Origin of the sequence: Nocardia sp. NPDC020380, from assembly GCF_044386975.1 — a bacterium.
Lineage (GTDB): Bacteria > Actinomycetota > Actinomycetes > Mycobacteriales > Mycobacteriaceae > Nocardia.
Genome location: NZ_JBIRVQ010000002.1, coordinates 644442 through 665618 on the forward strand (window position 1 = coordinate 644442; position 21177 = coordinate 665618).

The window sequence follows — 21177 nt, forward strand, 5'->3', positions numbered from 1 at the left end:
GGCTACTTGCCGGTCGCCTGGTGTAGCGCGTCTTCCAGGGCCTGCAGCTGGGCGGACTGCCAGTCCTGGAAGGTGGCATCGGCCGGGGCGAGCGTCTCGGTGACGGTGCTGACCGGGATGCCCTGCTTCTTGGACGCGTCCACCTGCGCCTGCACATCGGGGGTGCTGTTCTGGCTGTTGAAGACGTAGACCTTCAGCGCCTTGGTGGCGATCTGCTTGTCGATGGCCGACTTGTCGGCGGCCGAGGGGTCGGTGCCCTCACTGATCGCCTTCAGGAACTCCGGCGGCGTGATCAGCTCGAGGCCCAAGGCATCCGAGAGCGGTGCGAAGATCGACTCGCTCGCGCCGACCGGGGTGCCCGCGTACTTGGTCTTGATATCGGCGATCAGGCTGTTGTACTTGCCCAGCGTGACCGTGTTGAAGTTGGTGCGCTGCTGGTCGAAGTAGGCCGCGTCGGCCGGATCGGCCTGCTTGTAGTCGGCGACGATGGCGTCGACCACCTTGGCGACCGAGGCGGGGGAGTACCACTGGTGCGGGTTGCCGTCATCGGGCACGTTGACCAGCTTGCCGACAGTCAGTTCCAGCCGGCCCTGCGCCGGATTGGCCGAGAGCAGCTTGTCCGCCCACGCGTCGTAGCCGATCCCATTGGCGATCACCACTTTTGCGCCGGCCACCGTGCGCGCGTCGGCCGGGGAGGGCTCGTAATCGTGCGGGTCGGTGTCCGGGTTGGTGATGATGCTGGTCTCGTGGATCTTGTCGCCGCCGAGCTGGGCCGCGATGCTGCCCCACGCATTGATCGTGGCGACGACCTCGATCTTGCCCGCGCTCGCCGCGCCGGTGGTGGAGCCGGACGAAGTATTCGACGACGTGCTGCATGCGGTGGCCACTACCGCCAGCGCGGCCGCGCACATCGCCGCCGTCATCACACGTTTGCCGTGAAGCCCAGACATCTTGCATCCCTCATCAGATCTTGAAACTGAAAATCGTTGTCATAACCGTAGCAGGTGAAATGTGGGTCCTCCACCCGGAGATTTGCCCCTGGGAGTCAAGATCCTCCTGATCGGAAACATTCAGGTGCTGCCCGTGCGCGGCTTACGGTTCCGGCACAACTTCGCATGTGAGGACCGTGGCATGAGCGAACCATGGCAGAGCAGTACCGACGTCCTGGTGATCGGCGGCGGTCCCGCCGCCTGCTGGGCCGCCATCCACGCCCGGGAAGCGGGTGCCGAAGTCACCCTCGCCGACAAGGGGTATTGCGGAACCAGCGGCGCCACAGCGCCTTCCGGCACCGGAGTCTGGTACGCCGCACCCGAACACGAAGCCCGCGCCAAGGCCAAGGCCAGCCGCGAGGCCCTCGGCGGATACCTCGCCGACCACTACTGGATGGACCGGGTACTCGATCAGACCTACGCGAACATGAATCGCCTTGCGGTGGAAGGCCGATACCCGTTCCCGGTGGATCCCGGCAGCGGCGTGCCACTGCGCACCGGGGTGCAAGGGCCGGAGTATATGCGGCGAATGCGGGCCTGGGTCAAGCGAATCGGCATACGGGTACTCGATCACTCGCCCGCACTGGAGTTGCTCGTGGACGCGGACGGCGTGGTGCGCGGGGCCGCCGGATATCAGCGCCGGGAGGACCGTGACTACCGGATCGCGGCCGGGGCCGTAGTGGTCGCGACCGGGGGATGCGCGTTCCTGTCCCGGGCACTGGGCACCAATGTCGACACCGGCGATGGCGCGCTCATGGCCGCCGAGGTCGGGGCGCGCTTCTCCGGGATGGAGTTCTCCAACGCCTACGGCATCGTCCCCAAGGGCTCGACCATCACCAAGACCGCCTACTACAGCTACGCGACCTTCTTCCACGAGGACGGGCGGGTGGTCGAGGGCGCGGGCTCGGCCAAGGGGCGGTCGGTCATCGCGCGAACCCTGTTGTCGGAGAAGGTATTCGCACAGCTCGACCGCGCCGATGCGCAGGTGCGCGCGCAGATGCGGCGTGGGCAGCCGAACTTCTTCCTGCAGTTCGATCGCCGCGGGATCGACCCGTTCACCGAACGCTTCGAGGTGGACCTGCTCGCCGAAGGGACCGTGCGCGGCACCGGCGGCATCGACATCGTCGACGACGACTGTGCGACAACGGTTCCGGGCCTATACGCGGCGGGCGATGCCGCCACCCGGGAACGCATCTGCGGCGGTTTCACCGGCGGCGGTAGCCACAATGCGGCCTGGGCCATGTCCTCGGGCAGCTGGGCCGGGCGCGGTGCGGCGGTCTTCTCCCTGCGCACGCCGTGGCCGGACACCCGGACACTGCGCGCCGCAGGCCGGGCCGGGATCCGGCCCGAGAACTCGGCGTCGGTCGGTGCGGCCGACGTGGTCGAGGCCGCCCAGCGTGAACTGCTCCCGTTCGAGAAGAACCTTCTGCGCCACGGTGATCGGGTCGGCGCCGCCGCCGGTGAACTCGACGCGTTGTGGGATCGCGTCACCGCCGGGCTGTACGGGCGCAGCGGACCCGAACGGGTGCGGGCGCGCGAGGCCGCCGCCATCACCGCGGTCGGCCGGCTCATGTATCGATCGGCCTTGGCGCGCACCGAAAGTCGTGGCATGAGTAAGCGCTCCGACCATCCCGAACTCGATCCCGGCAGCATCATCACATCGTGTCCGGCGGGCTCGACGACGTCTGGACGGGGATCACGCCGGCCGTGTCGCGAACCCCGGCGGTGGCCCGATGATCGAACTCGTGCTCACCGAGGTGTGCATCGGCTGTGACAAGTGCGTGGACGTCTGTCCCACCGATGTCTTCGACCGCACCGACTCCGGAATCCCGGTCATCGCACGGCAATCCGATTGCCAGACCTGCTTCATGTGCGAGGCGTACTGCCCGGTCGACGCCCTCTATGTCGCTGCCCAATCCACCCCGCTGGCGGATGCCGGAGCGATTCCGCCCGAGCAGATCGGGCGCTACCGGGCCGAGATCGGCTGGGGGCGCGGGCGGCGGCCCGGCAGCCTGGTCGCCATCGGCCCCGAGCTGCCGCGCGGCACGCCGCCGCGGTTGTCCGACGGCTGACCGTATTTGCTGAAAACCTTTTGCCTACAACTATTTTCGAGGAATCGCGACGGCTCGCGCCAGTGTGCGGCGCATACGCCACGGCAGCGCGGCGAACAGTCTCGACATCGCCGCCGCGGTGCCGGTCAGATCATCGCGCCCGGACAGATAGGCGCGTTGCGCGGTGGGGGACAAGGCGAAGAACGCATCGAAGAACACCGGCAGGTCCTGCGGCGGCAACGCGAGCAGCGCCCGCAACCCGGCCAGCCGCAGCAGCCGGACCGCCCGGGCCTGCGGGGTCCAGACCGGGTCGCCGTGCACGATCGCGTCCGCGGCGCCGAGCGCGGTGGCCACGCTGTATCCGGTGGCGGGATGCATGAATGCCCCGGCCGCGCCGAAGGTTCCACGTCCCGGGCGGCCGCCGTGCACCGGGAACCGGACCCGCTCGATGCGTTCCGAACCGGTGAATCCGAGTCCGCGCGAACGCAATCGGTGCGCGAGCCGGTCCTGCAGCGTCCGGATGTCCAGGGCCGGGCGACCGGCCAGGCAGGTCTCCTCCAGCAGCACCGTGTCATCGTCGAGCGGCACGGCGTAGAGGAACGAGCGCGGCTCGTGCGGTTCGGCGCCGTTGTCGCCGCGCCAGTCCATGAAGAGCGTGTCCGCCTCGGCCCACCGCTCGCGCTCGACCATCACCCCGAACGCGGTCTGCTCGGCCAGATCAGGAGAGCGGCCCACCCCGCGCGCATCGACGACACGCCCGGCGGGCAGCACCTTCCCCGAGGCCAGCCGCACCGACGGCAGATCGTGCCCGGCCGTGCCCAGACGCGTCGGCCGCACGATCTCGAGCACCCAGTCACGCACGATCCGCGCCCCGGAAAGGTCCAGCGAATCCCGCAGCGCGGCCGTATCGAACACGACATAGCGCCGGTCGAGTTCGGCGCGGCGGGTTCCCCACGCTGCCGGACGATCGATAGTGGCGGCGACGGTCTCGGGTGCCAGCCATGCCGGGAGCTCATCCGCCCAGGCCGCGTAGGTGGCGATCCACGGGCGTTGCGGTTGCGGTTCGATGATCGTGACCGATAGTCCCTGAGAAAGCGCACGATGGGCCAGGGCACGTCCGGCCGGGCCCGCGCCGCAGACGAGCAGATCGTCGGTCATGCCCGTGATTGGATCATGTGCAGCAACCGTCATACGCTTCGGTAACGAGAGACGTGCCGGGAGGGGTCCGGCACGCCGCGAAAGGTGAGCAGATGACGTATCCACCCGGACCGCCGTCGGGTCCTGGATTCGGCGGAGATCCGAATGCCCATGGGCAGCAGCCGCAGGACGCGGCCTGGTGGGATCATCCGGCCCAGCCGCAAGGCGACTGGCAGCAGCAGCAACCCACGTGGACCGGCCAGCCGGTCGACCAATCCGGCTGGCAGCAGCCACAGCAGCCACAGCCGGCCCAATCCGCCTGGACCGGGTCGCAGGGTTACCCGCAGCAGCCGGGCTACCAGCAGGGCTATCCGCAGCAGCCGGGATTCCCGCAGCAGGGCTTCCCGCCGCCGCAGCCGCCCAAGTCCAGGACCGGACTGATCGTCGGCATCGTGCTGGGCATTGTCGCGGTGCTCGCCGTCGCCGTGGGCGCGATCGTGTTCGTCACCAAGGACGACAGCAGCAATACCGCGAGCAGCAGCACCACCAAGACCACGGCGACCAGCGCGCGGCCGACCTCGCCCGCGGCGCCGACCACGGCACCCACCACCTCCAAGCCCCCGGCGGCGGCCGGCGGCCGTTTCAGCTACACCGAATACGGCAAGGACTGGAACTTCAAGCTCGGCAATGTGCAGCTGTCCGCCTCGTGGGTGGGAGGCCACGACTACGACACCTGCGCGCCCATCGAGAAGGCCGGCAAGCTGACCAGCCTCGGCTGCCAGACCGCCTCCCAGCTGACCTGGCGCACCGAGGGCGGCGCGGTGCTGCTCACCCAGCTGGTGCTCGGCATGCGCGACTCGGATTCGGCGTCCGGCGCCGACGGCCAGTTCACCGATGACGATCTGAACCTGTCCTCCGACAGCGTCATCGCCGACTTCGCGACCGGCAAGTGGAAGGACGGCAGCCAGGGCAAGTTCCTGGTCGTCACCGTGGCCACCGCCACCAATGCGGTGGATGTCCCGACGGTCGAGAAGTACCTCAAGTACCGCCACAGTGACACCCTCGCGGCGCTGATCTGGCGCTGATCACAGCACCGAAAGGCTGTGCCCGGCATCGAACACCGATGCCGGGCACAGCCTTTCGTGCAGTCGAATCAGATGCCACCCGTGGCCAGCAGCCCGCCGTCCACGCGCACGGTAGTGCCGGTGATCCACGACGATTCACTCGACGCGAGAAACCCGATGAGCGAAGCGACATCCTCCGGCGACCCGAGCCGCTTCATCGGATACGTAGCCGCGGTCGCATCCTCGTCGGCCGAGTAGAGCGCATCCGCGAACTTCGTCTTCACCACGCCCGGCGCGACCGCATTCACCCGAATCTTCGGCCCCAACTGCCAGGCCAGCTCCTCGGTCAGCCGAATCAGCGCCGCCTTCGACGCGCCATAAGCCGCGATCACTCCGGTGGACCGCAACCCGGCCACGCTCGCCACATTGACGACCGCACCCCCGTGCTCACCCATCCAGGCCTTGTACGCCTCCTGCACATACCCCAGCGCCGCAACGACATTCACGTCGAAGATCTTGCGCACAGCTTCCAGATCAGCATCCATGAGGAACCCGTAGACGGGGTTGATCCCGGTGTTGTTGATCAATACATCCAGCGACCCGAACTGCGCGACAGCCGCCGCCACCTGCTCGGCCCGAGCCCCCGCATCCCCCGAATTCCCCGCTACCGCAACAATCTTCCCCGCATGCCCCAGCCCCCGCAGCTGCTCCGCGGCCTCCTCCAGCGGCTCCGCCTTCCGGGCGGTCACCACCACATTCGCCCCCCGCGACAGCAATTCCGCCGCCACCGCAAACCCGATCCCGCGACTGGCGCCGGTCACCAGCGCACTCTTCCCTACCAGATCATCACTCATGTGCAGGCACCCTACTTCAGTCACCCCTGACCGGCGATTTCGCCTCGGTTCAGGGTTCATGCACTCACCCTGGACCGGCCCTGCAGTCACATGGAAGCGCCACTTCGGTTCACTCACTTGCGGATCCGGGCTCAGGCCGACGGATGCCAGCGATTGTTCGAGGCCAGAGGGTGAGGCTCGCCTGAGAATGCGGCCAGGGCTGCGGCTACCTCGGAGAGACTTGCACGCACATATGCGTAGGTCGCGCCGTCCATCCGGGTCGGCTCCGCATGGCCTGCGTAGGCGCGCGCGACGGCGTAGCCGAACTCCCGTTCGACGAATGTCAGCGTGGTGTACCGCAGCCAATGCGCGCTCACCTGCATGGTGGCTGCCCACGGCAAATGCTCACGAATCCGTCTGGTGATGTAGTCATAGCGCCGCCGACCGACCGGCCTTCCATTGCGGTACCGGAGAACCTGGTTGGTTGCCTGCGGCCCACCGCCATCCGGTTCCACACAGCGGTTACCGGGTCAAGTTCAGAGTCGAGGATTTCAGAATAGGTCGCGGGCTAACCATTGGGTAACTTTCCAGAACCGCGTGGCCTTGGTTAATGGTGCCCCGGGTTCGTGCGAAGGACCTGGGCGCCATCGGGCAATCGTCGACTGATCGCATACATGCGCCATTGGCACGGCTGCTTACATGGATCCGCAGTATGACGCGATCAGAGAGTAACACTCGTCGTCGGCTGGATGGGAGCAGTGGAAGGGGCTGACCTGCAATCCATTTCGATGGATCGCTTCCCCCGGATTCGGCGGCTGAACGCGACGGAGCGATAGCTGTCGGGTGCCGGTTCTTGACTGCGAAGTTCGCGTCGAGGTCACCGCACGATGTCGCTTATGACGTGGCTGGTCTTGCCCGCGGTGATCCTGGCCAGATAACGTTCCACCACAGGAAGATTCGCCGAGCGCAAGGCCACTCGCCGGACGGCGAGCTCGAGTCGGGAGTGGGGCAGGAACCAGCGTCCGAGGTCGCGGCCGACTCGCTGTTTGTCTGCTACGACCGGCCGCCAGAGCCGCTCGTAGCCCGAAAGCGCGGTGGCGATCGAATCGGCGTGCGATAGCTGGTCGGTCAATACATAGCCCCCGCCGATCGCGAGCGAGGCGCCTTGCCCGGCCATGAGCGATACCGCGGCGCAGGCGTCGCCGATCAGTACCACTCGGCCCGCACTCCACTTCGGCATCACCACCTGTGCCACCTGGTCGTAATACACTTCGTCACCGGGTGGGCAATGGGCAAGGACGTGCGGCGCGAGCCACCCGAGCCGCGCGTATTCGAATCTCAGCGTCCGGGGGATGTCCCCGGGGAGCACCGGATTCGAAGTCCGGTGCAACATGAACACGGCCACCCGGCCGTCGCGTAATCCGTAGATGCCGAGCTCGCGATCGACGCTGTCGGTGAGGACGTACCGCGCAAGGGTCTGGTCGGCCAGCTTTGGATCATCGAAAATGTATGCCGCGGTGTGGAATCCGAGATAGCGCAAGAACTCGGCATCCGGACCGAACACGAGCCGGCGTACTGTCGAATGCGTGCCGTCGGCACCGACCAGGAGGTCTGCGGTCTCGTGGCTGCCGTCGGCAAAGGTTGTCGTCACCGTATCGCCGTCGGTTGTCACATCGACCAGACGATTGCCGTAGCGCAGCTGGACGTGGCTCGGAAGATCCTTGCGGAGCACGCGTTCGAGGTCCGGGCGCAGAATGCTCGTCAACCGCCCACCGACCGCGGTATCGAGCTGCTTCATTGTCACTCGTGCCCGCCGATGCCCGCGCTTGTCGACGTAGGTCAAGTCCCTTATCCGGTAACCGAATTCGGTGATCGGAGGGAGGAGCCCCATGGCTTCGGCCGCATCGTATCCGGCCCCGAAGAAGTCGATCATGTAACCCTGAGGCCGCGGACCCGCAGCCTGTTCGACGACAATCGTCTCGTAACCGTTGCGTGTCAACAGATCCGCGACGGCCAGTCCCGCGATGCCCGCGCCGCAAACGATGACTTTCATCAACTTTTCCATTGCTCTGGTGATCGATGCTGCCCGATCGCGCCCCGGGGACTTGCCTGGCATCGGGCGTTGGGCAACCTTCAGGGGGACATCCGAAGTAGGGTCTGGTCTCCCGGGGCGCGCTGTCCACACTACTCAAAAAGTGACATTATGCTATCAGCGATAGTGGCACAAGGCAATAATTGCAATGAGCAATATCCATGACAGGTCGTTGAATCGGCGTAGGGAAACGGAAGATCAACGGGCGGTGCCGATCCGAGGCCGGCCTGACTCACTGCACTGCCGAGTTGAGTACACATTGCCCCATTCGTGAACCGTCATCGCATCTACAGTGAGTGCGCCATGAGGTGGCGGATGCGTACGAAGCCGAAGCCGAAGCCGAGGGCCGAAGACGTCCGAGCTAGTCCGATGTGTTCGACGAGACCGCGAACAAACGACAATCGCAACAGGTTTCGCGGCCTGATGCTGGTGCCGCAACGGGAGTCTGGGATGGACGCGGCGATCGCGCTGCCGCAGGACTACCACGACATCGTGGCGCTGCTCGCCGAAGGTGGCCACGGATTGCGAGCCGGGCAGGTCGCCGCGCAGTTGAGAATCCCGACGATCGACCGGTCGAAAGTGGAAGGGCTGCGTTCGAAAATGAAGCGACTCGTGGCGAGATGCTGGCTGGATCAACAACCATCGGGAGTGCTCGTGATCGCCGAATAACACTGCTGTAGTAGGCAATTGGCAACTTCCGCCGTGCTCTTGCAGCGGTTTCGCTGCTGATTCGGCGGTCACGGCTACAATCGAACGAAGTCAGGTCCCAAGCGAAGTCACGCCGCTACTCGACGATGAGTTCGTCCTCGTTAAAGACCTTGATCAACTTGACCGAGTCGGCCCTGCCGCTGTTCCTGGCCAGCTCTTGAGCAATCTGGGCGGCCAATTCCGGGCTTCGGTCGAACCGAACGCCCCACCTCGGTACTGGTCCGTCTTGCCGGCTGACCACTGTCCCTCGGGTGGCTACGACACCTTTGGCCGTGATACGAACGCGCGCGCCGATGTAAGGCTTTCTCCCTGACATCGTCCCCCCTGCAAGGATTTTGGTGGACTTCGAGCACTACTCTATATCGATGCCGGCTCGGCCAAGGTGCTTCGGTGAACAACTTTGGGTATGTATTCCGCAGCCGGATCGACCGATCCTGGCGACCTCGGTCGGAACCGGTATACAGACCGTCGCCGAGCAACTCTGGCCAAGGCCGCTGGGGGCAAGAACCTTTGGGAACATCAGCCTACGAAGCTCTGGTGACTCCTACGATGGTGGAGTCTGATTGCCAGATCTCTGGAGGAGTGCGGCTATGGAGCCAGTGTCGTTGGGGATTGCCGCGGCGGCGTTGTTGGCATCGAAGTTCGGGGAAGGTTTCGCCGAGGACGTCGGTCAGAGCGCATGGAACGCGATCAAGCGGCTCGGAGAAGTCGTGGCTGCACGGTTGAGGAGCGAACCGGCTGCTCAGGCAGCGGTTGCCACGATGATTACGGCTCCGACACCGGAGAACAAGATGGCGGTTGCGGCACAGATTACCGCGGCTGCCCGCAGTGATGCGAGTTTTGCCGCACAGATCGATCAACTAGTGTCGGAGGCCCGGCGGGAACAGGTAGTGGACACCTTCGTGGCACAGGCTTTCGACAGCGCCAAGCAGGTCAATATCCGCGGTGACAATAGTGGGACAATCAACCTCGGCTGAAGTGACCTGTGTCAGAGTTCCATGCGCAGGACAACGCCGAGCAGGTGAACGTCGCGGGCGACAACACCGGAACGATCAATGTCACGGCGATACACCGGGCCGCCCCGCCTCCCCGGCCAGTTGTGATCAGCGCTTTGCGCCGCAACGTAAGCAACTTTGTCGATCGGGAAAGAGAAATACTCCAGATTCTGGATGCGGTGAGACCCGATCGACGGGAGTCGATCTACACCATCGACGGCATGCCAGGTGTTGGTAAGACCGCCTTGGCAACACGTGCCGCACATGCCCTGGCTGAGCAGTTCCCCGATGGGCACTACTTCGTCGAGTTGCATGCTCACACACCAGGTCACGCTCCCGCGAACCCTTCGGACGTCTTGGCCAGGCTCCTTGCGTGTCTGGGTGTCGATCCTCGGATTCTGCCCGAATCCCTTGAGGCGCGCCGGGATATGTGGCGTGATCGCGTTGGCGATAAGCGGGTACTACTGGTGCTCGACGATGCGTCGGGTGCCGACCAGATTGAACCGCTGATTCCCTCTGGTCGCCACTGCTTGACACTGGTTACCAGCCGCCGCCGGCTCCTCGCCTTCGACGACGCCCTTCCGCTCGCCCTGGACATCCTGGAGCCTAGGCGCGCAGCCGAGCTGTTCATCAGTCTGACTCGCCGCCTGGCCATCAGCATGGAGGAACAAGCCGCAGTTGAACAAATCGTCGGTTTATGCGGATATCTACCCTTGGCGATCGTACTGCTGGCGGGCCGCCTCGCCCATCATCCCACATGGACAATTGCAGTCCTGGCAGAGGATTTCGCCGCGACACGCGACCGCCTCGACGCGCTGGCTCTGGGCGAGCGTGCCGTCTATGCTGCCTTTGCTATGTCCTACCAGGACTTGCCTCCTCAACGGCAGCAGTTGTTCCGCCGGATCGGTCTCCACCCTGGCGTGGATGTTGATGCGTATGCCGCGGCTGCGCTCGGCGACATTCCGCTCTCGAACGCGCGGCGCGAGCTGGAGGCGCTGTATGCCGATCATCTCCTCGACGAAACCACCCCTGGCCGCTACAGGGTTCACGATCTGTTACGCGATTACGCCCGGGCCCTGTTGTCCGCGGACGATCCGGACATTCGCGACAGAGCGGTCGACCGACTGATCGAGTACTACCAACGGACGGCCACCAAGGCTGCACATGACGTTCGTATAACCCGAACTGTGGTAAGTCCCATCGCTGAAACGGACGAGGTTGTCAGACATCTACCTGATCGGGTATTTCATAGTGCGCCGGAGGCGCTGAAGTGGTTACGAACTGAACGTCCCAACATGCTCGCGTGTCTGGATTACGCAGCGCGCCAACAATCTTCACCGGCAATGGTCATCACCAGCATTCTCGCGAACTTGTTCGAGCTGGACGGCCCATGGTCGGAAGCGCTCAGACTCTATCAGCGGGCCGTCATTTCAGCTACGAATCTCGGTGACAGGCTTGGACAGGCACGCGCCCTACATGACCTGGGCGTAGCGCACCAGCTCACAGGGAGTTATTCGGCCGCAGCGGAATTCTTGGAGCCGGCGCTGGCGATCTTCCGTGAGCTTGACGACCGAGCAGGTGAAGCCGATGTGCGCCGCGATCTGGCCTTGGTGCGCTACCGAACCGGCGACTATCCCCTGGCAGTCGCACTGTTGGGGGACGCATTGACGATCTACCGCGACCTCGGCAACCGAGCAGGCGAGGCCGACGGCCTTCAAGATCTTGGCTGGGTACGCGAACGGATGGCGGACATTCCTGGTGCGTCCTCGGCCTGGACGCAAGCCCTGGCGATTTACCGCGATCTCGACGATCGGCGTGGTGAAGCCGCCGCTCTACAGGATGTTGGCTGGGTGCGGCTATACGTAGGCGAACTTCCTGCTGCCGCTGAGGTGTTGAACCAAGCTCTCGCAATTTATCGCGAGATCGGGCCACGATCTCGGGAAGGCACCGCGCTCCACGACCTGGGTTGGGTTCGACAACGATCCGGCGATTACCCCGCCGCGACCGAACTGTTTCAGCAGGCGCTGACCATCCATCGCGCTCTCGGTAATCGGGTGGACGAAGCTGCCGCACTGCGGGGTCTCGGTATGGTCCAACGACGGACCGGGGATTACTCGAGCGCAGCCGGGACATGGGCGCAGTCGTTGGCGATCCATAGCGAGATCGGCCATCGACTCGGCGTCGCAAATCTGCTGATCAATCTCGGCTGGGCACGGCAACAATCCGGCGACACATCGACCGCGGTCGAGATGCTGCAAGAGGCTCTAACGATTCACCGTCAGATCGGGCATCGCACTGGGGAGGCAGAAGCCCTCAACAACCTCGGATTGACGTACGGGCACAGCGGTGATAGATCGACGGCATCCAACTCACTGCAGCAATCATTGGACATCTATCGCGAGATTGGCAACCGCAACGGCGAGACGGAGGTGCTCAACGATCTGGCTACGTTGGCGATGAATGCCCACGACCTTGATACGGCATCGACACGATTTTCCGATGCACTCCGACTGGCGCATGACGTCCACTCCCCATTTGAAGAAGCCCGTGCCCATGAAGGAATTGCCCGCTGCCGCATCGAATCTGGCGACTTTGGTGGTGGTGTCACCGAACTGCAGGAAGCTATCGAGATCTTCCGGCGCATAAAGGTGCCCGAGGCAAATCCTGCCGCAGCATACCTCGCCACTCTCGAGCCTTAATCGAGAAGTTCGTGCCCTCACCTTCCCGTTTGACCTCTGGCCCGGGCCGGTAGTGGGTATCGCCGCGACCGCCGCGGGATCGACGAGGATGGTGCTGTTCGCCGTCCAGGTGTGCCTGGTACTCGCGGGCATGCTGATGTGGGTTGAATCCCGCACTGCGCACCGATGATTCGATACGGACCGAGGCCGTGCCGCGCCGCGAATGGTTCGGCGTGAAATTCGTAGCCCTGTGCGTCGGCGCGGGCGTAGCGGTAGCAGTGCTACTCGCCCTCACCGGATTCATCGCCGGCATATTCTGCGCCCCCACCCTCACCGCCTCCGTGGACCAACTGAGCCGAATAGTCCCCGAAGGCGGCCGCGGCGAGGCCATGGGCTGTGGCACGGCGCCGCCATGACCCTAGGCAGCGGCATAGGCGCCTCCCTCGCCGGTTTCGCCATCGACATCGGCGGATTCCGCCTCGGCTTCGGTTCCGCCGCAATCCTCGGCCTCCTCGCCGGCGTCGCGATGGCGGTACTCTCTCACCAACCCCGTTCGGCCGCCCGCACTCCGCCCGATTCGATCGCTGCTACCAGCGCGGCGTGATCGGTATGAGTCTGGGCTGCGTAGGCGCGAGCGAAGTCGAGGATTCCGGAGGTGAATGCCTCGCCTTTTCCGATATAGGCGGCGATCGCCTCGGGTTCGCCGCTGCGGGCGTGGGACTTGGCCAACGCTTTTCCGCACATTCCGGCGAACTGAGGTAGGTAACCCGCAATCTCGTTACCGCTGGGGATGATCTTCATGTCGCGGAATTGGCGTGCGTAATAGTCGATTCCGTCCACGCGTACGTGGCCGAGGAAGATATCGCTCGCGGATTGCATCAAGCGCTGACCGACACAGACACGCTCGCCGTGGTTGTCGAACTCGCTCGCACCGACGAATTCCTCGTACACCGAGGCGGTCGCCTGCTTCAACTGGAAGAACACCAGCTGCCCGGTGTCGCCCTCCATCAAGTGCAGGTAGACGCGCATTCCGACGCTCCCGACCCCGACCACCTGCTGGACCGTATCGACCCGGGAGAATCGTCCGACGAGCCGTGTCAGATGGGGTGGGATCGATGCCAGATAGGTTTCGAAGACCTGTTCGTACACATTGATCTGATCCTCGTCGGTGAGATCGATATGGCGGCGTTTGAGCGGATCATCCGAGATGCGGCGGCGGCCGTTCTCCACGGTCACCAGCTGCCGGGCCGTGCCCTCCTGTGAGCGCTTCCTGCTCTGTTTCTCGATCGTCCGTTTGGCCTCTTTGGCGAATTCGGAGGTGAGTTGCTGCAGTGGCACATCCGCGCTGATCCGGTCGTACCACACATCCAGCTCGCCGGTTCGAGCGTAGCGGCGCATGGCCGAGCGGTACTCGGCCGCGGCCGCCGCTGCCGCGGCCTCGGCCGTCGTGTCGGCGATCCCCTCGGTGGCGGCGAGTACGTACACGCTGGTGCAGAGACGCTTGAGGTCCCACTCGAACGGGCCGGGCAGTGTCTCGTCGAAGTCGCGGGCATCGAAGAGCAATTGCCGCTCCGGCGATGCCCACAACCCGAAGTTGAGAATGTGTGCGTCCCCGCACATTTGCACTGTCAATCCGGAATGCTCGCGAGCTGCCAGATCCGCGGCCATGACCGCCGCTGCGCCACGCAGGTATGCCCATGGTGACGACGCCATCCGGGCGTACCGCAGGGGCAGCAATTCGGCGTCACGGACAGCCTCTTGAGCTTGCAACCTGCCGAGAGCCGGCACGGTACGCCCGTCCGGATCCCACTCACCCGCCGCGCGCCGCGGCGCACGCGCTCGTGCCGCGCGGCCGGCCTCGGCATCCCGGCTGATCGCCGGTACCGCCCGGACTCGTATCGCTGTCGGCGAGATTGCCGGTGACGCGAGATGTTCCGTGGTCATCGTGGTCCTTTCCCGCAGAGAAGCTCGGCATGCTGATCGGCCTACTGTAAAGCTGCTTACCGGTCCTTATCGTGCAGAGAAACGCCTGTCGAGCAGCCTCTGTCCCAATTGGTCGCTCGCGGGCTGCTACGCGTTGTTCTGCAGGGCGTTTCGGGGGAGGTCGCGTTCGGCCCAGTCGGCCATCGTTGCCAGGACGACGTCCAATCGATGGCCGGCGGGGGTGAGTTCGTATTCGACGCGGGGTGGGATTTCGGCGTAGGCGGTACGGGTCACCAGTCCGGTTTGCTGGAAGCGCTGCAGCCGGGAGGAGAGCGTTTTGGGGCTGATTCCGGGGAGGGCCGCGCGCAGTTGGGTGAAGCGTTTCGGGCCGGTCAGTAGTTCCCGGACGATGAGGGTGGCCCATGGGCCGTCGAGGACGGTCAGGAAGCGGGCGATCGGGCATTCCGGCAGTGGGTGATCGACCTCACTCACGATTCCTCCATTAGTTCATTTGAAGTAACTGGTTCCCTGAGGGAACCATACAGGTTGTAAGCCTGATCTGCTTCTTCGAGGAGGAACAATGACTGTGACTGTTACCAGTGCGGCCTTGCGGGTGGCGAGCCGTAATTACGAGCTCTATGACACCGGTGATGTCGCGGGCGTCGATGAGGTCTTCGCCGCCGATCTCGTCGATCACAACCCGGTGCCGGGAGTGGCCTCCGCCATCGAGGGGATGCGGTACCTGATCGGTCAGGTCCGGGACGGATTCACCGGTACGCGGCATCGGATCCTGTTCCAGCAGGAGTTGTCGGGCGGCTGGGTGGTCAATCACTGGCAGATGACCGCCACGCATACCGGGGATGCCTTCGGGTTGGCGGCCAGTGGAAAACCGGTGCGGTTCAACGGCACCGACATCGTGCGAATTCTCGACGGCAAGATCACCGAGATCTATCACGTCGAGGAACTTCTCCAGATGACTGCGCAGGTCAACGCCGTCTGACACAGTTGTGTGCGAGGCGATTTCAACTGCTTGACCTGTTCCTACCGCAGGATTAGCCGCTGGTGTGCCGTGGCTTTCGCTAGGCTTGTGGGTGAATTGTCCGGATTGTCGACTGTTGGAGGTGCGCGTGATCGCCGCAGTGGTGATGGATCTCGACCGAACCCTGATCGAATCGACCGCCCTTTGGCGAGCTGCGCTGCGCCACAGTGCGGCGGCCGGCGACGAAGCCGCGGTACACGAGTCGGCTACCGACTACGTCATGGAGCGGGCGCATACGCTGGCGCCGGTGCCGGGGGCCGAAGCGCTGGTGCATGCCGTTGCCGCGCATGTGCCCGTGGTGGTGGCCACTACCGCGGCGGCCAGGTATGCGGCGCTGCTGACCGATCTCATGCCGGGGTTGTTCGAGCCGGTGTCCAGCATTGTCGTCGGTGACTTCAGCGAGCGTCACACGCCGATGGACCTGCATTACACCGTGCTGGAATCGCTCGGTATGGCGCCGGATAATGTTGTCGCGCTGCTGAATTCCACGTCCGGACTGCTGGATGCGTGCACGCTGGGTATGCGGGCGATCGGTGTTCCGCATCCCAGCCGGCCGCTGCCGCCGGAATTGGCGGGTGTGGGGATTCCTGTCAGTCCGACCTTGCATCATGCCGCGGTGCGGCTGTTGCGCATGTTCCGGACCGAGGGTGTGATTCCGCCGCGCTGGCGGCTGGGCAAGCAGTTGCTGGCGGTCTGATCAGGACACATTCGAGGAGGCGAACCACCCGCGGCGGCGCGGTAGCTCCGCGGGCAGCACCGACAGGTCGAAGGCCTTGGCCATCCAGCGGTTGGCCGGCGGTGAAAAGGTCAGTGCGAGAACGGTTGCCGCGGTCAGGGCGACGAGGGTGCCGATCACCGTCGCGCCCTGGGTGAACGCCATCCACGAATACGCCAGCAGCAGGATCTGCACGATGATCGTCAATGTCCGTGGCCACCAGCGCCCTCGGTACAAGGCGACTCCGAAGGAGGACACCGCTCCGGCCAGTGACAACAGCACCAGGAGCGTCACTCCGGCCGAAGCCGTGTCGGGGCCTTCCGTATTGGCGGACTTGACCACCGATATCACCGCCGCGACCGCTCCGGCCAGTCCTTCCGCTGCCACCAGCGCTCCCGCGATCCGAACGACTACGGGAGGACGCTGGTCGCTGACGATTCGCTGTTCGGGCACGCGTTCCAGGCTATGGCGGGACTGCCGACGGCTGGACTCCGTCCGGTTCCATCCTGATCACGATTGCGATGCGCGTAAGAACATGTTCTAGGTACGGTCGGAGCATGAGCCGCCCCCGCGTGCTGGTGGCAGGTCTGGGTGACACCGGGCTGCTGACGGCCATCCGCCTGTCGAAACACGCTGACGTGGTCGGCATTTCGAGCAAGCCGGGTCTGGTCAGCGGCCAGGAACTGGGCTTGCGGCTCGCCCGGCCGCGAGAGTGGGCCCGCGACTACTGGGTGCCCTTCGATCGATATCACCGGCTCGATTCGGTGCGAACCGTGCACGGCACCCTGTCGCGACTGGATCTGGCGACGCGGTGCGTCCACCTCACCACGCCCGGCGGCGCTTCCGCCACCGAGCCTTTCGACGTACTGGTGATCGCGACGGGCGTGACCAACGGCTTCTGGCGCCGCCCGGATCTGCAGACCCGCGACCAGGTCGCCGCCGCGCTCGCCGCGGATCACGACCGTCTGGTGGCCGCCGCTACGGTGATCGTGCTCGGCGGCGGGGCGGCCGCGGTGAGCAGCGCGCTGAACGTGGCCACCACCTGGCCGGACAAGCGCATGGACCTGTACTTCCCTGGTGAGCAAGCACTTTCGCACCATCACCGCAAGGTCTGGCGCACACTGAGCGCGCGCCTCGAACGCCTCGGGGTCGGGTTGCACCCACGGCATCGTGCGGTGGTGCCCGACGGGTTCGGCGGGGACGAGATCACCAGCGGGCCGGTCGAATGGAGTACCGGGCAATCGGCGAGCAAGGCCGACGCCGTGCTCTGGACGATCGGCAGCGTCACCCCGAACACCGGCTGGCTGCCCGCTGATCTGCTCGACGACAAGGGTTTCGTCGTGGTCGACCGCTACCTGCGCGTCCCCGGCGCAGCGGGCGTATATGCGATCGGTGATGTCGCCGCCACCGACCCGCTCCGCACATCCGCGCGCAGCCGCGCCGACGGCCTGCTGGCCCACAACATCCGTGCGGAACTGAACGGCGGCACACCGAAATCCTTCACACCCGCGGCCCGCCGCTGGGGTTCGGTCGTGGGTGTACAGCACAACAGCCTCGAAGTGTTCACCACGAGCGGCCGATCCTTCCGGATTCCGGCCTGGTCGCTACTGCAACCGTTTATCGTGCGACGCGGAATCTACGGCGGAATGCGAAAACCGCGAATCGGGTGACCGGCGATCAGAGCATGCTCTGGTGCAGCCGGTGGACCTGTGCCGCAGTCGAGTTCTCCCAGCTCTCCTGAGCCGCGATGGTGCATGCGGTGACGAATCCGGTCCACGCACCGGCCAGGCCCGCGAGCGCCGCGGCGGTCACGATGCCCGCCGGTCCGGACGGCAGGGCCATCAGCCCGCCGGCGAGGGCGGCGAGAATGCCGGGCAATATCGCGGCGGGCAGGCCCTTGTTGAAACAGGCCTGCGCGGCGACCCCCACCTTGTCGAGGACGCCGGCCGCGATCTGCGAGCCGGCGGTCAGCCCGCCGACCACCTGCACCGACAACTCCTTACCCGCGTTTCCGAGGACGAACCGCATATCCCGGACCCGGCCGTCGACGAGGATTTTCGGCGCCACTCGCTCGGTGACCCGCCCTGCCTGATCAACGACAGCAACCGCCCCGGTGGCGGCATCGAATGCGAAATGCCCGGACTCCAGCGCAACTCGTGCGCTCCCGTCCCGCATGTTCGTGGCGAGGAATGTGTCCCCTGCCTCGATCGGAGCCGCGGATACCGGTGCCGGCGGGGCCGCTGTCAGCGCGCAGGCCAGGACGATCAGCGCCATCGGGACGGTCGATCGACCGATGCGCGTGCCGGACGAGCCTGCAATCTCCTGCCACGATTTCGCCATCGACCGCTATCTAAACCGACCAGTCTCATTTCTATCGCGCAACACGCCGCAACCCCGAATCACCAATCCCGTTGTCGCGGACCACGTGACGCCGGGACTCTCGAGAACCTCGTGGGTGACGACGAGGTCCACCACCGGCTCGGTTCCGACAATTGACCGGACCCGACGGCCGAGCCCGCGCAGTTCGGCGCCGAACCCGATCCCGCAGCGCTGAAGTCGTCGATGGCAGCCATCGCCGAGCTGGCGCGGGCGTCGCTGCGAGTTCGGACCGTGCACGGCGAGGCCGACACGGAACCACTCGCGGGCCGCGGCGGGCGGTCACGGTGATTCGGCCGCGAACGTCCGGGGCCCCTGCCCACTCAGCAACTCGGCCAGCGTCAGCAAGGTCTCATCACGTCCCGGCGCGGCAAGAAGTGAAAGTCCCAGCGGCAGGCCGTGATAACGCGCGACCGGCAGACTCACCGACGGGCCGCCGAGGATCGGGGCGAGGCAGGTAAGGCGGACGACCGCGGCGCGGGCATGTCCCGGATCATCGAGCGGGGGAGCGGGTTCGGGAGTCGCGGGCAGTGCCAATACTCGATCCTCGCCGAGCATGCGGGTCAGGCGATCGGCTGCCTCGCGGAGAATCGAGCGCGCTTCATAGGCCAATGCAGGGGTGACTTCAGCGGCGAGCTGCAGGCGAGCGGAGACATTCCGGCCGAAGATCGGCCGTTCGCGCCGGATCCAGTCGCCGTGCTGTTCCCAGACCTCGGCGGCCTGCACGGTGGTGAACGCGGCACGGATCCGGTCCCAGCCGCCGCTGTCGAACAGCGGTGCGGTGGTCAGTTCCAGGCCCGCGCCCACCAAACGGGACAGAGTGCCGCGCAACAGGTCCCGAACATCCGGGGCCACCGGGATATCGCCGGGCCACCAGACCGTACGCGGCAACGTGGCGGGCGAGACGGCATCCAGCAGCAGCCGGGCGCCGGCGCGCAGAGTCTGTGGATCGCGCGCCAGCAGTGCGGGCACGTCGAACGACGGTGCGAGCGGAACGATTCCGGTACGCGGCACGCGGGAATGGCTGGGCCGCAGACCGTACAGACCGGTGTAGGAGGCGGGCACCCGGATCGATCCGGCGGTATCGGTGCCCAGGCCCAGATCGGCCAGCCCGGCCGCCACCACGGTCGCGGTGCCACTCGACGAGCCACCCGGCATCCGGTCGGGCGCGGCCGGATTGACCGGCGTGCCGTAATGCGCGTTGGTGCCGGTCAGGCTGTACGCCAGTTCATCGGTGTGGGTCTTGCCGACGACGGTGAACTCCCGGCGCAGCCGCTGCACCACGTCCGCGTCCTGCTCCGGGATCGGATGGGTGGCCAGCCAGCGCGGATTGCCCGCACCGGTCGGCATGCCCGCGACATCGATGACATCCTTGACCGCCAAGCGCAACCCGGCGGGAGCAGCGGTGACCGGCAGCCACGAGACGAATCCGTTCACAGCCCCTCCAGATCACTCTTGCGCAGGCAACAGTGCACACCCTTGACCTGGTCCACCACCTGCGAAATACGGAAATCGGCCGCCGCGGACAGATACGCCAGCGCCAGCGGCGCGGGCACCGCATAGCGTTCGGACAGGAACGCCAAGGCATTGCGAGTGGCCTGCTGCACGGCGATATCGAGGTCCGGATCCAGTCCGATCACCAGATGATCGGCGGCGGTCTCGGCGAACGGCGTGGCCAATGTACTTGCCAGCGAACGCATCCGGGCATCATTGTGCACGGTCAGCCGCAGCGTGGCACGCAGCGGCGCCTCGAAGGCGGTCAAGGCCACCTCGCCGTCGCCCATCGCGAAATGCGGGTCGCCGGTGTAGAACAATGCGCCGGGCACCTGGACCGGCAGAAACAGTCGTGCGCCCACACCCAGCATCCGGATATCCAGATTCCCGCCGTGCGGCCCGGGCGGCACCGAATGCACCTGTTGCTCGGTGCCCGCCGCGACGCCCATGATGCCGAGAAACAGCTCGAGCGGGAAGCGAATCGCGCGCCCGTCGCCCAGACCTATGACGCCGCGGTTCTTTTCGACCGTGGCCACCGTGCAGGCCGGGGGCACCGGCAGCGCCGGATCGTACCCGGCGGGCGGCTGCGGGTATTCGCCGGCCAGTGCGCCCTTGCCGTGCCGATTGCTGATCACTCCGTAGTCGGTGCGGCGGCGCAGTTCGAGCACCTCCACCTCGAGCACATCGCCGGGCCGCGCACCGGAGACGGCGATCGGCCCGGTGATCACATGCGGGCCCTGCCGCAGTGGATCGTGGGCGACGGTCGCCGCGACCGCGGCTGTGTCGGAGAGGATTTCGGTGATCCCGGCCGCGGCGAAGAACTCCGCCGGATCGCGGCCCTGATCCTCGAGGATGCCCTCGTGGCTGATGGTGTCCACGCAGACGACGGTGCCCGAGGCGACCGTGAGCACGGGTTTCGCGAGGGCATTGGGCAGCAGGCCCCAGCTGACGCGGTCCGGATCGGCATCGAGGTATACACCGCCGGATATGGTGCCGGAGCTGGGTTGTAGTAGATTCATCGAGCATCCCGAATCGGTGTGGAAGGTGGTCGTATACAACCACTGCCGGGCCGAGCCCGCCACT

The 21177-nt window shown here is 65.6% G+C and carries 20 protein-coding genes and 1 pseudogene; 10 read left to right on the forward strand and 11 right to left on the reverse strand.

Annotated features, from left to right (window positions below; all coding sequences use genetic code 11):
• Positions 1-2: 2 nt before the first annotated feature.
• Positions 3-950, reverse strand: a complete 948-nt coding sequence (locus tag ACH438_RS06805; RefSeq protein WP_397002024.1) for a metal ABC transporter solute-binding protein, Zn/Mn family — start codon at positions 948-950, stop codon at positions 3-5.
• A 181-nt stretch (positions 951-1131) separates the two neighbouring features.
• Between ACH438_RS06805 and ACH438_RS06810 the strand changes: the two are divergent.
• A pseudogene (locus ACH438_RS06810) lies at positions 1132-2726 on the forward strand (FAD-binding protein).
• Positions 2723-3061: a 4Fe-4S binding protein gene (locus tag ACH438_RS06815; RefSeq protein WP_397002026.1), complete on the forward strand. Its 339-nt coding sequence runs from the start codon at positions 2723-2725 to the stop codon at positions 3059-3061. The pseudogene ACH438_RS06810 and the gene ACH438_RS06815 overlap by 4 nt, the downstream one beginning before the upstream one ends.
• 30 nt (positions 3062-3091) lie before the next feature.
• Here the strand turns inward: ACH438_RS06815 and ACH438_RS06820 are convergent, their stop codons facing one another.
• Positions 3092-4198 (reverse strand): lycopene cyclase family protein, encoded by a 1107-nt coding sequence (locus ACH438_RS06820; RefSeq protein ID WP_397002028.1) that lies wholly within the window; start codon positions 4196-4198, stop codon positions 3092-3094.
• Positions 4199-4290: 92 nt separating this feature from the next.
• Between ACH438_RS06820 and ACH438_RS06825 the strand changes: the two genes are divergently transcribed.
• Positions 4291-5262, forward strand: a complete 972-nt coding sequence (locus ACH438_RS06825) for a hypothetical protein (protein WP_397002030.1) — start codon at positions 4291-4293, stop codon at positions 5260-5262.
• A gap of 68 nt (positions 5263-5330) precedes the next feature.
• On the opposite strand, the gene ACH438_RS06830 is transcribed toward ACH438_RS06825, so the two are convergent.
• The 3 genes from ACH438_RS06830 to ACH438_RS06840 form a co-directional block, all read right to left on the reverse strand.
• Positions 5331-6095 carry an SDR family oxidoreductase gene (locus ACH438_RS06830; protein ID WP_397002032.1) on the reverse strand — a complete coding sequence of 255 codons (765 nt, stop codon included), beginning with the start codon at positions 6093-6095 and terminating at the stop codon, positions 5331-5333.
• A 131-nt stretch (positions 6096-6226) separates the two neighbouring features.
• Positions 6227-6475, reverse strand: coding sequence for a hypothetical protein (locus tag ACH438_RS06835; RefSeq protein WP_397002034.1), 249 nt, complete (start codon positions 6473-6475; stop codon positions 6227-6229).
• Between the two features lie 476 nt (positions 6476-6951).
• Positions 6952-8127, reverse strand: coding sequence for an FAD-dependent monooxygenase (locus ACH438_RS06840; protein WP_397002036.1), 1176 nt, complete (start codon positions 8125-8127; stop codon positions 6952-6954).
• 489 nt (positions 8128-8616) lie between these two features.
• Between ACH438_RS06840 and ACH438_RS06845 the strand changes: the two genes are divergently transcribed.
• The 4 genes from ACH438_RS06845 to ACH438_RS06860 all read left to right on the forward strand — a co-directional run bounded on the left by ACH438_RS06845 (position 8617) and on the right by ACH438_RS06860 (position 12963).
• Complete coding sequence (locus ACH438_RS06845) at positions 8617-8835, forward strand: hypothetical protein (protein WP_397002038.1); 219 nt, start codon at positions 8617-8619, stop codon at positions 8833-8835.
• Between the two features lie 629 nt (positions 8836-9464).
• Positions 9465-9851 (forward strand): hypothetical protein, encoded by a 387-nt coding sequence (locus tag ACH438_RS06850; RefSeq protein ID WP_397002040.1) that lies wholly within the window; start codon positions 9465-9467, stop codon positions 9849-9851.
• Positions 9852-9859: 8 nt separating this feature from the next.
• Positions 9860-12568 carry a tetratricopeptide repeat protein gene (locus tag ACH438_RS06855; protein WP_397002042.1) on the forward strand — a complete coding sequence of 903 codons (2709 nt, stop codon included), beginning with the start codon at positions 9860-9862 and terminating at the stop codon, positions 12566-12568.
• 143 nt (positions 12569-12711) lie between these two features.
• On the forward strand, positions 12712-12963 hold the full coding sequence (locus tag ACH438_RS06860; protein ID WP_397002044.1) for a hypothetical protein: 252 nt from the start codon (positions 12712-12714) through the stop codon (positions 12961-12963).
• 124 nt (positions 12964-13087) lie between these two features.
• On the opposite strand, the gene ACH438_RS06865 is transcribed toward ACH438_RS06860, so the two are convergent.
• The gene (locus tag ACH438_RS06865) at positions 13088-14491 is read right to left on the reverse strand and encodes a DUF2252 domain-containing protein (RefSeq protein ID WP_397002046.1); all 1404 of its coding nucleotides are present in this window, start codon (positions 14489-14491) and stop codon (positions 13088-13090) included.
• Positions 14492-14617: 126 nt separating this feature from the next.
• Entirely contained in the window at positions 14618-14962 is a 345-nt protein-coding gene (locus ACH438_RS06870) for a winged helix-turn-helix transcriptional regulator (protein ID WP_397002048.1), read from the reverse strand.
• An 88-nt stretch (positions 14963-15050) separates the two neighbouring features.
• On the opposite strand from ACH438_RS06870, the gene ACH438_RS06875 reads away from it, so the two are divergent.
• Both ACH438_RS06875 and ACH438_RS06880 read left to right on the forward strand, forming a co-directional pair.
• Entirely contained in the window at positions 15051-15470 is a 420-nt protein-coding gene (locus tag ACH438_RS06875) for an ester cyclase (RefSeq protein ID WP_397002050.1), read from the forward strand.
• 127 nt (positions 15471-15597) lie between these two features.
• Positions 15598-16206: a hypothetical protein gene (locus ACH438_RS06880; RefSeq protein ID WP_397002052.1), complete on the forward strand. Its 609-nt coding sequence runs from the start codon at positions 15598-15600 to the stop codon at positions 16204-16206.
• On the opposite strand, the gene ACH438_RS06885 is transcribed toward ACH438_RS06880, so the two are convergent.
• A complete protein-coding gene (locus tag ACH438_RS06885; RefSeq protein ID WP_397002054.1) occupies positions 16207-16677 on the reverse strand; it encodes a hypothetical protein in 471 nt (156 codons plus the stop codon). It abuts the gene before it with no gap.
• Positions 16678-16781: 104 nt separating this feature from the next.
• Between ACH438_RS06885 and ACH438_RS06890 the strand changes: the two genes are divergently transcribed.
• Positions 16782-17894 carry an FAD-dependent oxidoreductase gene (locus tag ACH438_RS06890; RefSeq protein ID WP_397002056.1) on the forward strand — a complete coding sequence of 371 codons (1113 nt, stop codon included), beginning with the start codon at positions 16782-16784 and terminating at the stop codon, positions 17892-17894.
• 7 nt (positions 17895-17901) lie between these two features.
• Here ACH438_RS06890 and ACH438_RS06895 read toward each other — a convergent pair whose 3' ends face one another.
• The 3 genes from ACH438_RS06895 to ACH438_RS06905 form a co-directional block, all read right to left on the reverse strand.
• On the reverse strand, positions 17902-18564 hold the full coding sequence (locus tag ACH438_RS06895; protein ID WP_397002058.1) for a hypothetical protein: 663 nt from the start codon (positions 18562-18564) through the stop codon (positions 17902-17904).
• A 318-nt stretch (positions 18565-18882) separates the two neighbouring features.
• The gene (locus tag ACH438_RS06900; protein WP_397002060.1) at positions 18883-20037 is read right to left on the reverse strand and encodes an amidase family protein; all 1155 of its coding nucleotides are present in this window, start codon (positions 20035-20037) and stop codon (positions 18883-18885) included.
• Positions 20034-21113, reverse strand: coding sequence for an acetamidase/formamidase family protein (locus ACH438_RS06905; RefSeq protein ID WP_397002062.1), 1080 nt, complete (start codon positions 21111-21113; stop codon positions 20034-20036). The genes ACH438_RS06900 and ACH438_RS06905 overlap by 4 nt, the downstream gene beginning before the upstream one ends.
• Positions 21114-21177 lie beyond the last annotated feature (64 nt).

Coding starts and splice junctions, on each gene's coding strand:
- ACH438_RS06890 (WP_397002056.1), top strand. CDS start 16,782: ATGAGCCGCCCCCGCGTGCTGGTGGCAGGTCTGGGTGACACCGGGCTG.
- ACH438_RS06830 (WP_397002032.1), bottom strand. CDS start 6,095: ATGAGTGATGATCTGGTAGGGAAGAGTGCGCTGGTGACCGGCGCCAGT.
- ACH438_RS06840 (WP_397002036.1), bottom strand. CDS start 8,127: ATGAAAGTCATCGTTTGCGGCGCGGGCATCGCGGGACTGGCCGTCGCG.
- ACH438_RS06825 (WP_397002030.1), top strand. CDS start 4,291: ATGACGTATCCACCCGGACCGCCGTCGGGTCCTGGATTCGGCGGAGAT.
- ACH438_RS06895 (WP_397002058.1), bottom strand. CDS start 18,564: ATGGCGAAATCGTGGCAGGAGATTGCAGGCTCGTCCGGCACGCGCATC.
- ACH438_RS06875 (WP_397002050.1), top strand. CDS start 15,051: ATGACTGTGACTGTTACCAGTGCGGCCTTGCGGGTGGCGAGCCGTAAT.
- ACH438_RS06805 (WP_397002024.1), bottom strand. CDS start 950: ATGTCTGGGCTTCACGGCAAACGTGTGATGACGGCGGCGATGTGCGCG.
- ACH438_RS06845 (WP_397002038.1), top strand. CDS start 8,617: ATGGACGCGGCGATCGCGCTGCCGCAGGACTACCACGACATCGTGGCG.
- ACH438_RS06815 (WP_397002026.1), top strand. CDS start 2,723: ATGATCGAACTCGTGCTCACCGAGGTGTGCATCGGCTGTGACAAGTGC.
- ACH438_RS06865 (WP_397002046.1), bottom strand. CDS start 14,491: ATGACCACGGAACATCTCGCGTCACCGGCAATCTCGCCGACAGCGATA.
- ACH438_RS06905 (WP_397002062.1), bottom strand. CDS start 21,113: ATGAATCTACTACAACCCAGCTCCGGCACCATATCCGGCGGTGTATAC.
- ACH438_RS06820 (WP_397002028.1), bottom strand. CDS start 4,198: ATGACCGACGATCTGCTCGTCTGCGGCGCGGGCCCGGCCGGACGTGCC.
- ACH438_RS06850 (WP_397002040.1), top strand. CDS start 9,465: ATGGAGCCAGTGTCGTTGGGGATTGCCGCGGCGGCGTTGTTGGCATCG.